Annotated in this window: 7 protein-coding genes; 3 read left to right on the forward strand and 4 right to left on the reverse strand. The window is 65.5% G+C overall.

Translation table 11 applies throughout. The features are described 5' to 3' along the window. Window positions 1–39: 39 nt before the first annotated feature. Complete coding sequence (locus tag AC5RTT_RS12005) at window positions 40–813, reverse strand: VOC family protein (protein ID WP_494145375.1); 774 nt, start codon at window positions 811–813, stop codon at window positions 40–42. A 361-nt stretch (window positions 814–1,174) separates the two neighbouring features. Between AC5RTT_RS12005 and AC5RTT_RS12010 the strand changes: the two genes are divergently transcribed. Next, window positions 1,175–1,474: a hypothetical protein gene (locus tag AC5RTT_RS12010; RefSeq protein ID WP_494145376.1), complete on the forward strand. Its 300-nt coding sequence runs from the start codon at window positions 1,175–1,177 to the stop codon at window positions 1,472–1,474. Between the two features lie 310 nt (window positions 1,475–1,784). Here the strand turns inward: AC5RTT_RS12010 and AC5RTT_RS12015 are convergent, their stop codons facing one another. Continuing rightward, window positions 1,785–2,018 carry a DUF3073 domain-containing protein gene (locus AC5RTT_RS12015; RefSeq protein ID WP_009359485.1) on the reverse strand — a complete coding sequence of 78 codons (234 nt, stop codon included), beginning with the start codon at window positions 2,016–2,018 and terminating at the stop codon, window positions 1,785–1,787. A gap of 276 nt (window positions 2,019–2,294) precedes the next feature. Between AC5RTT_RS12015 and AC5RTT_RS12020 the strand changes: the two genes are divergently transcribed. Continuing rightward, the gene (locus AC5RTT_RS12020) at window positions 2,295–2,999 is read left to right on the forward strand and encodes a septum formation family protein (protein ID WP_494145377.1); all 705 of its coding nucleotides are present in this window, start codon (window positions 2,295–2,297) and stop codon (window positions 2,997–2,999) included. A 67-nt stretch (window positions 3,000–3,066) separates the two neighbouring features. On the opposite strand, the gene clpB is transcribed toward AC5RTT_RS12020, so the two are convergent. Beyond that, window positions 3,067–5,709: an ATP-dependent chaperone ClpB gene (gene clpB / locus AC5RTT_RS12025; RefSeq protein ID WP_494145378.1), complete on the reverse strand. Its 2,643-nt coding sequence runs from the start codon at window positions 5,707–5,709 to the stop codon at window positions 3,067–3,069. Window positions 5,710–5,864: 155 nt separating this feature from the next. Here clpB and AC5RTT_RS12030 point away from each other — a divergent pair, with 155 nt between their 5' ends. Further along, on the forward strand, window positions 5,865–6,248 hold the full coding sequence (locus AC5RTT_RS12030; protein ID WP_494145379.1) for a hypothetical protein: 384 nt from the start codon (window positions 5,865–5,867) through the stop codon (window positions 6,246–6,248). A gap of 85 nt (window positions 6,249–6,333) precedes the next feature. Here the strand turns inward: AC5RTT_RS12030 and AC5RTT_RS12035 are convergent. After that, on the reverse strand, window positions 6,334–6,990 hold a 657-nt coding region (locus tag AC5RTT_RS12035; protein ID WP_494145380.1), incomplete at its 5' end, for a TOBE domain-containing protein.

Raw genomic sequence — 6,990 nt, forward strand, 5'->3', positions numbered from 1 at the left:
CAGAGAGGGCTTCCCACTGCGGTGGCAAGCCCTCTTTGTTTAACCGGAAACCTGGACCAGGCTCAGGACACCGCCCTGCGGATCGCGGATGGTGGCCGGCCCGTCGACGGGATCATCCGCCGGCTCCACCAGGACCTGGCCGCCTGCATCCAGCGCAGCATCGACGGCCGCCCGAAGGTCCGCCACTGCAAAGTAGATGTGCCATTCGGCCGCCGCTCCTTGCCCGGCAGGGAGGACGCCAGCCACTTCCCTGCCCCCGGCCATCAGGGCGCTGTAGCTCGCGCCGTCGTCCTGCGGGTACTCGGTGACCTCATGCCCGAAAAGTTCCTGAAAGAAGCCGACGGCGGCCTGCGGCTCGGGCGTTGACAGTTCAGCCCAGGCCAGGGCACCGGGCTCGTTGGACAGGCTGCTCCCGCGGTGGTTCCCGGCCTGCCAGATGCCCATGGTTCCACCGCCCGGCGGCGCCAGGAAGGCGAGGACGCCGGAATCGCCCACGTCCTCGGGTCCGAACCCCACCGCCCCGCCGGCGTGCACCGCATTCTGCAACAGGGAGGCGGCATCCGAGGCTGCGAAGTACAGGTTCCACCGGGCGGGATCGCCGGTGGCCTGCTGCCGGGGATTCTGCGGAGCAATGACGGAGACGAGGTCCGCACCCACGAACGCTCGCGAGTAGCTGCGGCCATCCGGGGTGGGAAAGTCCCTGTACGTCCAGCCGAATACCCGGCTGTAGAAATCTTTGGCTGCTGCAACATCAGGTGTCTGGAGGTCGGCCCAGCACGGTTCGCCGTCCTGGTACCGGTCAACTGTGGGCATGGCGTCAACGCTACACGGGGTTCCCTTGGTGCCAAGCGCAGGCGTCCGTGGCCCGAAAGTGAGACAGCCCACTCCCGTCTCTTGAATGTAAGTATGCTTAGCGTTAGGCTGATAGCTATGGAACTGCAGTACCGGAGTCGGTATGGGGGTTCTTCTCTAGGCCAGCAAGGCTGGCCCTTGATCGGGCGGATAAGCGCCGGCATGCCGAACTTCCGGCTGCTTCCTATCGCCACTGGCGAATACTAAGAAAGTACAAAAGCGACCGTCTTCTGCACGATGTTGACACGCCTTGGGCGCGATTCAGCAGATCGTAATGACTTGGGGAGAGCGGTCATAATCAGGGAGCAACAAAATGTCCATAATGCGCAAAATCACAGCAGCAGCAGCAGGATCACTTTTCCTTGTAGGCGCCATAGGTGCCCCGGCCCAGGCCCAACCGCAGATTGTCGACCAGGATGGCTTGGTCAATGTGAATGTGGGAAACGTTGAGATCCTCAACGACGTCAACATCGCCGTCGCGGCTAACGTCGCGGCCCAGATCTGTGGCGTAAAGGTCGGCCCAGTTGTGGTACTCGCCACCCAGGTCGATGCAAGTGGCCAGGAACGTGTGGTTTGCGACCAGAAGGGCCAGAAGAACGACGTCACGATCAGTGACAACTAGCCCCACAGCTGTTCACTGGTATTTGAAGTAGCAGAGTATGCCCCGGCCACCGAAAGGTGGGCGGGGCGCTCGTTTCCATAGCAAATTCAGCAGCCCGAAGGTTACGGAGAGAGCCAGCAAAAGCCCGCTGCCCACACTCAAGGAGTGTAGGCAACGGGCTTCCGAAGTGATGTCGGGACCTGTATCCGCCGGGATACGGGTTCCGAAAAAGAAGCGCTTCGCCGGTCGGCACGGCAGGATAAGGTGCTGTTTCCGTTAGTGCTGCGGCGTCACAGGGCTGCCCTCTTGAAGTCCTGGCAGCTTGCGACAACTAGCCGATGCGACGGGTGTCTACCTCGTCGTCGTCTTCTTCCAAATCATCCGCGTACTTATCCACATACGCCGAATAGTCCGGCTCAACCGGTTCATTCGCGTAATGGCTCGTGGCACGACTGCTTGGGCCCGTCAGCTCACGCTGAAGTGCCGAGTAGTCAGTGTTCGGGGAGTAGTACTTGATATCCCGAGCCTGCTTAGTAGCTTTTGCCTTTTGACGGCCGCGCCCCATGGCGTGACCCCCTTTTGTACTTGGACCGGAGGTGGTCACCTTTGGCGATGGTGAGGCCCCGGAATGTTTGGTCAATTTGTCGTACACCTAGATTACATGCTTTCGGCGGCCCCTGCTTGCCAGCCAGGGCCCCCTACCGCGCGCCGCGCTCCCATTCCCCCGCCCGGCCCGCGAGTTTCCAGCTTTTTTCTTCGGTAGAGTCGCTTAAACAACTGCCGAAAACTGGATGGCTGACCGGCTGCCCACCCCGGACAGACCGCAGGAGGATGCACCCACGTGAACAACCAGGACGTCCCGCCGAAGCCCGCCTCGCCACCCACAGCCGGGCTCCCCAAGGTTCCCGCCCAGAGCACTGCACCCCCCTCCAACCCGGCGTCCGCCCCGCCGCCGGCATCCGTCGCTTGGTCCCAGCCCCTGCCCGAGCCCGAACCGCAACCGTCTCCCAAGATGTCGCCGGCAAGGCAGCGGACGCTGTGGAAGGTGCTGTTCGCCGTCGTGCTCCTGGCGGTGGTCGGCGGCCTGGTATGGCTCGCCATGTGGCTGAACTCCGGTGCAGGCCCGGAAGAGGCCGGAGGCAATTCCGGCGTCCTCGAGACAAGCGTCACACCGCGGGCAACTCCGCTGCCCCTGCCGCGTGAGGGCGTCCAGCCCGGCGAGTATGCGCTGGGCGATTGCTTTGCCGACTTCGACCCCGAAGCCCTGGCTTCCAAGGTGGTGCCCTGCGATGCCGCCCATTCCGCCCAGCTGGTGGCTGTCTTCCGCTACCCGGATTCCGAGGACTATCCCGGCGCCGAAACACTTAAGGCCAAGGCGCTGGAAGCATGCCAGGCAGCGAAGCTGGGTCCTGCAGCCAATGAATACCAGCTCAACTTCCAGCGCAGCTTCCCGAGCAACACCAGCTGGGATTCCGGGGACCGGAGGGTGGACTGCTACGTGACCGCTCCCGGCGGCAACGTCATTAACGCAAGCGTGCTGCCCTAGCGGAAACACCGCCACGGCAGCACGCCTGCCTATGCCAGGCCCGGCTTAGCCGGGCCTGTGGGAGCCGTTAGCCCTTCCGCCGCACGGACAGGCCCGAAGTCAGGGCACCGGTCAGCGTGTCGACGTCATCGCTGGAGGGTTCTACGGCGTCGGCCGCGGTATCCACCAGCACCGTGTCGCCGTCGCTGATGTCGCCGGCCAGGATGGCCTTGGCCAGCCGGTCGCCGATCTCGCGCTGCACCAGCCGGCGGAGCGGACGGGCGCCGTAGGCGGGGTCGAAACCGGAAATAGCGAGCCACTCCTTGGCGGCGTCGGTGACGTCCAGGCTCAGCCTGCGTTCGTGCAGGCGGCGCCCCAGTTCGGCAACGTGCAGGTCCACGATCCGCGAGAGTTCCTCCACACTGAGCGCGTCGAACAGCACCACCTCATCCAGCCGGTTCAGGAACTCCGGCTTGAAGGACGCATTGACCGTGGCCATGACGGCGTTCCGCTTGGCTTCGGCAGCCAGGGACTGGTCCACCAGGAACTGGCTCCCCAGGTTGGACGTCAGCACCAAAATGACGTTGCGGAAGTCCACGGTACGGCCCTGCCCATCGGTGAGCCGGCCGTCGTCGAGCACCTGCAGGAGGATGTCGAAGACTTCGGGGTGGGCCTTCTCCACCTCGTCCAGCAGCACCACCGAGTACGGCCGGCGGCGCACTGCCTCGGTCAGCTGGCCGCCTTCCTCGTAGCCCACGTAGCCCGGAGGCGCACCCACAAGCCGTGCCACGGAGTGCTTCTCGCCGTACTCGGACATGTCGATGCGCACCATGGCGCGTTCGTCGTCGAACAGGAAGTCAGCCAGGGCCTTGGCCAGTTCAGTCTTGCCCACGCCGGTGGGACCGAGGAAGAGGAACGAGCCGGTGGGCCGGTTGGGGTCGCTGATGCCGGCCCGGGCACGCCGGACGGCGTCGGACACCGCTGCAACGGCCTTGGCCTGGCCGATCAGCCGCCTGCCCAGCTCCTCCTCCATGTGCAGCAGCTTCTGGCTTTCGCCCTGCAGCATGCGGCCCGCCGGGATGCCGGTCCAGGCGGAAATCACCTCGGCGATGTCCTCGGCCGTCACTTCCTCGGCCACCATCTGTCCGGACTTGTCCGCGACGGCAGCTTCGGCTTCCGCGGCGGCGTTCAGCTCGCGCTCCAAGGCTGGGATTTCGCCGTACTGAATGCGCGACGTCGTCTCCAGGTCACCTTCGCGGTAGGCCTTGTCAGCCGCACTGCGGAGTTCGTCCAGCTTCGCTTTAAGGTCACCCACCCGGTTAAGTCCTGCCTTTTCCGCTTCCCAGCGGGCGTTCAGGGCGGCGAGCTCCTCTTCCTTGTCCGCCTTGTCCGCACGGAGCGCCGCAAGGCGTTCTACGGAGGCAACATCGGTTTCGCCTTCCAGGGCGAGCTCCTCCATGGTGAGCCGGTCAACCTGGCGCCGGAGCTGGTCGATCTCCTCCGGGGCGGAGTCAATTTCCATGCGCAGCCGGGACGCGGCCTCGTCCACCAGGTCAATGGCCTTGTCCGGCAGTTGGCGTCCCGAGATGTAGCGGTTGGACAGCGTGGCTGCGGCCACCAGGGCGGAGTCCGCGATGGAGACCTTGTGGTGCGCCTCGTAGCGCTCCTTCAGGCCGCGGAGGATACCGATGGTGTCTTCCACGCTGGGCTCGCCAACATAGACCTGCTGGAACCGGCGCTCGAGTGCGGCATCCTTCTCGATGTTTTCGCGGTACTCATCCAGGGTGGTGGCACCGATCAGCCGCAGCTCACCGCGGGCCAGCATGGGCTTGAGCATGTTGCCCGCGTCCATGGAGGAATCACCGGTGGCACCGGCACCGACAACGGTGTGGATCTCATCGATGAAGGTGACGATCTGGCCCTCGGAGCCCTTGATCTCCTCGAGGACCGCCTTCAGCCGCTCTTCGAATTCGCCGCGGTACTTCGCACCGGCAACCATGGAGCCAAGGTCCAGCGAGATCAGCGTCTTGCCGCGCAGGCTTTCCGGGACGTCGCCCGCCACCATCCGCTGCGCCAGCCCTTCCACGACGGCGGTCTTGCCCACCCCGGGTTCACCGATCAGCACAGGGTTGTTCTTGGTCCGGCGGCTCAGGACCTGGACCACGCGCCGGATTTCGGAGTCGCGGCCAATCACCGGGTCCAGCTTGCCGGCACGGGCCATGGCCGTGAGGTCCGCGCCGTACTTCTCAAGTGCCTGGAAAGTGTTCTCCGGGTCCGGGCTGTCCACCTTGCGGTCGCCGCGGACACCCGGCAGGGCGGCGAGCAGCGCCTCACGGGAGGCACCGGCGTCGCGCAGCACCCGGGCTGCTGCGTCGTTTCCGCCCGCAAGGCCCAGGAGGAGGACCTCGGTGGAGACGAACGTGTCGCCCAGCCGGTCGGCTTCCTCCTTGGCGTTCTGGATGGCCTGCAGGGCAGGGCGGGAGAGCTGCGCCTGCTGGCTGGAACCGCCGGAGGTGGCGGGCAGCGCCTTGATGGCGCTACTGGCCTGGACGCTGACCGCGTCCGGGTCAGCACCGGTGGCGCGCAGCAACGCAACGGCAACACCTTCGCGCTGGTCCATCAGCGCCTTGAGCAGATGCGCGGGCTCCACCTGCGGGTTGCCTGCCGTGGAGGCGTTCATGGCCGCAGCCGAAAGAGCCTCCTGGCTCTTGGTAGTGAATTTGACGTCCAAAGAGAGCTCCTTTCAGGGGCAGTTTTCAGGTTGAGTGTACTACGCTCAACTTTGCTTTGGGACAGTTTATTTCCTGTTGCGGCCATCAGTTTTCCCGCAGCGCAATTCGGTTCCGCTGTTCCCTTGGGAAGCATGGTGCCCCTAGGATCGGGCGTGTGACCGGGGAGGACGGTTCCGCCGGCGCACTCGAGACGGGACAGGACATGAAGAAGTTTGTTGTTCTCTATATCGCCCCGCAGTCGGCCCAGGCCCAGATGGCCGAGAGCACGCCCGAAGCTGCACAGGAAGGCATGAAGGCCTGGATGGAGTGGGCCGGGCGCGCGGGCGACGGCATCGTGGACATGGGCAATCCGCTCGGCACCGGCAAGGAAATCACTTCCACAGGGTCCTCTGAAGCCACCACCGGGGTGGCGGGCTACGGCATCCTGCAGGCCGAGGACCTCGCCGGAGCCGAAGCCCTGCTGGACGGCCACCCGCACCTCATGATGCCGGGGGCCAGCATCCAGGTGTACGAGTCCCTGGACCTGCCGGGCATGTAGCCCGGCCTGGCTCCCCACTCTAGAGAGTTTTTGTCCAGATACGGCTGCTTTCAGCCTTTGGAAGTCGCCATATCTGGACAAATACTCAGGCCTCGTAGACGGACACCTCGGCTGCCTTGACCACGAAGTGCACCGTCATGCCGGGAACCAGCCCCAGGTCCGCCGAGGCAGCGGGCGTGATGTCCGCCGCCATTCCACCGGCCCGGACCCTGACCTGGTCGCCATGGGGCTCCAGGTCAGTGATGGCGACGGCAAAGTAGTTGCGGGGGCTGCCGTGCGCGTCGGTCACGAACACCGACACGGCCGACGGCGGAAACACAGCCACGCCGGGCCGGCCGGTCCCCCGCACCTGGCCGGCGTCCTCCAGGTGCCCGTAAACCTCCCGGCCCTGGCTGGTCCTGACCCCATTGCCCGTCAGCGTGCCCGGCACGAAGTTCAGCCCGGCCAGGCCGGCCGCGAAGGAGCTCCTGGGCCGTTCGAGCACCTGCCGCGTGGGGCCTTCCTCCACGATGCGGCCGCCTTCCAGGATGGCCACCCGGTCCGCGAGCATCAGCGCGTCCAGGACATCGTGCGTGACGATGATGGCCTGCCGGCCGGCAAGGACCCGTTTCAGCATGCGGCGCAGCATCGGGGCGGAGTGGATGTCCAGCGCGGCCAGCGGTTCGTCCAGCAGGAGGAGGGCGGGTTCGGCGGCGAGAGCGCGTGCCACGGCAACCCGCTGCGCCTGCCCGCCGGAGAGCTC

The sequence above is a fragment of the Arthrobacter sp. Y3221157 genome, from assembly GCF_059089865.1.

Coding starts and splice junctions, on each gene's coding strand:
- AC5RTT_RS12015 (WP_009359485.1), bottom strand. CDS start 2,018: ATGGGGCGCGGCCGTCAAAAGGCAAAAGCTACTAAGCAGGCTCGGGAT.
- AC5RTT_RS12005 (WP_494145375.1), bottom strand. CDS start 813: ATGCCCACAGTTGACCGGTACCAGGACGGCGAACCGTGCTGGGCCGAC.
- AC5RTT_RS12010 (WP_494145376.1), top strand. CDS start 1,175: ATGCGCAAAATCACAGCAGCAGCAGCAGGATCACTTTTCCTTGTAGGC.